Here is a 2,631-nt window from a genome sequence, read left to right as displayed (position 1 = left end):
TCACCGACGGCTCGCTGCGCGAAATCCATTGACCCACGGCCAAGACTGGCAATTGGTGCCGCAACAGACATAGCGGAGACGCCCGACAGCCTTCCTGGCCCAAATGATCGTCCAGTTGAAGAAGTATCGGCAATAGGTAGCGGACAACTCACTCCCCGCCAGAATCTTTCAGCGATGGCAGGCATGGGGGCACTTCCCACCGGTGACCCTCACACCTCATCGTGACCGGTTCAAGCACTCATGGACGCTCATCGAAGCGCAGGAGAACCCCAGACCTGGCTCAGCTGGGGAGAGCTGTCGGCAGTTCCCGGATCCGCCGGTAGAAGGTGGCCCTGGACATCCCGAGGTCTCGGGCGACCTGGGTGACTGGCTCCCCGGACTCGATGAGCCGGAGAGCGTTGCGGATCTGGGAGTCGGTGAAGGTCTGGCGGCGACCACCGAGGTCCTTGCCGGCGGCCCGGCGCTTGGCCACGGAGTCGGTGATCCGCTCACGCTTGATCTCCAGCTCCATCTGCGCCAGGGCGGCCATCACAGTGAAGACCATCGAGCCCATCGGGGTGTGGGTATCCACGTCTCCCCCACCCAAGTTGAGTACCCGCAGCCCGGCACCTCTGCCCCGCAACGCCTCGGCGAAGGCCAGCATGTTCTGCGTCGACCGCCCCAACCGGTCCAGCGTGGTGATCACCAATGTGTCCCCCTCCTCGAGCGCCGCCACGGCCTTGTCGAACTGCGGACGCGAAGCACGGCCTCCAGACACTCCATGATCGACGTAGAGGTCATCGCGCCGCACGCCCGCATTCCGCAGGTCATGCACTTGGCGGTCGGCGTCCTGCTGCCGCGTCGACACTCGGGCGTACCCGATGAGCTTCCCCATGTCTACCTCATCTGTCTCGCAACTAACGTTGAGTATCCGATTCTAGGGGTACGGATAAAGCACATAGATGCGAGACGCGCGGAACCGCGGAAACATGCGGGCGCAAATTTCCCGGACGAGACGTCTCGCATCCCTTGCCTTCCAAGACACCGCATCAATAAGGCTGTGGGATGGGATATGCATGCGGTGCAATGAATACGATGCATACTGCGCTCTACATCCGTTGGCTACAGGAGGAATCATGGGATTTGAGGTGTTCGACAAGAGGATGACTCCGCTAGCGAAGGCGCCCAGCGTGACCATTCAGAAGCGGGGTGTGATCTCGCTGAACAAGGCCGCCCACGACCTGGTGGACAACGCCGAGACGGTGGAGCTGCTCTACGACCGCGACCGACGAGTCATGGCACTGCGCGCCGCTGATGACTCCTCCCCACACGCCTACGCGGTGCGCAACGGCTCCAAGCGCGGGCCCGGTCAGGCCATCGTCTCCGCCACCGCCTTCACCGCCCACTACGGGATCGACACCACCGCCACGCGGCGATGGAAGCCCTTCGTGGAGGACGGCATGCTCTGTGTGGACCTCACCACTGAGGGCACCGTCATCACCGGCAACCGCACCAAGACCCGGCCTCCTATCGAGGGGGAAAAACCGGTGGAGGACATCGACGCCACCGCTTCCCAGGAGGACCCGGCCGGCGATGACACCACCACCGACGACTCCTGACCACCCGGACCCCAGCACCACCCTGTTCTACGACCCCCTCACCCGAAAGGACCCCCCACCCATGGCCCAGAAAGTCGAAATCCACCTCGAGGACGACCTCGACGGCGGCCCCGCCGAGCACACACTCACCTTCGCCCTCGATGGCAAGGACTACGAGATCGACCTCTCCGACGCCAACGCCGAGAAGCTGCGCGAGGCACTGCGCCCCTTCGTGGCAGCCGCCCGCAAAGCCCCCACCGGCCAGGGGCGCCGCCAGCGTAGTGCCGGCACTCCGAGCTCCTCGGGTGAAAACGCGAGGATCCGGGCCTGGGCCCGCGAGCACGGCCACAAGGTCTCCGACCGCGGCCGCATCCACCAGACCATCAAGGATGCCTACTACGCCGCCACCGGCCAGTCCTGAGGCCCCTTCGCTCTGCCGGTCCGCCTCAGCGGACCGGCAGAGCAGCACGATGCACGTGTCCCCTGCTTGAGCATCGGGACGGCGAACTTCGGGCTCCTCACCGACATTGATCCGCTACCCCGGCCAGTATGTCCACTTCCTACATCGGAAACTGAAGGGGCACTGACGGACTCAGACTCTTCGGATTCTGGCTGATGTCTCTGTGACTGCAGGAAGATTGATGACTTGAGCCAAAAGGTCAGATCGCCCCATGACCGACTGAGTGCCCCACGCCTTAGCCGTTGCGAATTATGAGATGATTGTTCCATGAGGACGAGCGACATTGACCACCAAGGTCTATTCATCGTAGGTGGCGTTGTAAAGTCTCGACTTACCGAGCACGATCGTCAGGTTGTCCAGGATTATTTGTCCTCGTTGCTACAGGTGCAAAACCTTGTTATCCTCGTGGGCTCTGGCGCGTCGTTCCATCTTGGCTCACCACAAACGCGGGCCCTCAAGACGGAAAGCGTCAAGGAACTCATCACGCGAGCAGGTGAAAGCGTCGAGGAATCCGATGCTGACCTGCTAGGTGCCCTTAACCCCAACGACAACGGTGACCTCGAAAAGCTCCTCAATGGTCTCCAACTCGCAGTG

At 62.5% G+C, this 2,631-nt stretch carries 4 protein-coding genes; 3 read left to right on the top strand and 1 reads right to left on the bottom strand.

Annotated elements, in window-relative coordinates; translation table 11 throughout:
- Nucleotides 1-280: 280 nt before the first annotated feature.
- Nucleotides 281-874, bottom strand: a complete 594-nt coding sequence (locus BJF77_RS00955) for a recombinase family protein (RefSeq protein ID WP_075871023.1) — start codon at nucleotides 872-874, stop codon at nucleotides 281-283.
- Nucleotides 875-1,169: 295 nt separating this feature from the next.
- Between BJF77_RS00955 and BJF77_RS00950 the strand changes: the two genes are divergently transcribed.
- From BJF77_RS00950 to BJF77_RS20935, 3 genes are all read left to right on the top strand, one after another.
- On the top strand, nucleotides 1,170-1,598 hold the full coding sequence (locus BJF77_RS00950) for a hypothetical protein (protein ID WP_139318375.1): 429 nt from the start codon (nucleotides 1,170-1,172) through the stop codon (nucleotides 1,596-1,598).
- Nucleotides 1,599-1,659: 61 nt separating this feature from the next.
- Nucleotides 1,660-1,998, top strand: coding sequence for an Lsr2 family protein (locus tag BJF77_RS00945; RefSeq protein WP_075871021.1), 339 nt, complete (start codon nucleotides 1,660-1,662; stop codon nucleotides 1,996-1,998).
- A gap of 306 nt (nucleotides 1,999-2,304) precedes the next feature.
- A partial coding sequence (locus BJF77_RS20935) for a hypothetical protein (protein ID WP_222844939.1) occupies nucleotides 2,305-2,631 on the top strand: 327 nt, incomplete at its 3' end.

This window comes from Kocuria sp. CNJ-770 (assembly GCF_001942375.1).
GTDB lineage: Bacteria > Actinomycetota > Actinomycetes > Actinomycetales > Micrococcaceae > Kocuria > Kocuria oceani.
Note: the sequence above shows the minus strand (reverse complement) of the source record. Positions and strands in the feature narration are given on the sequence as shown.

What these genes read in the sequence shown, in the direction of transcription:
- BJF77_RS00955 (WP_075871023.1), bottom strand. Translation starts at nt 874, where the DNA reads ATGGGGAAGCTCATCGGGTACGCCCGAGTGTCGACGCGGCAGCAGGAC.
- BJF77_RS00945 (WP_075871021.1), top strand. Translation starts at nt 1,660, where the DNA reads ATGGCCCAGAAAGTCGAAATCCACCTCGAGGACGACCTCGACGGCGGC.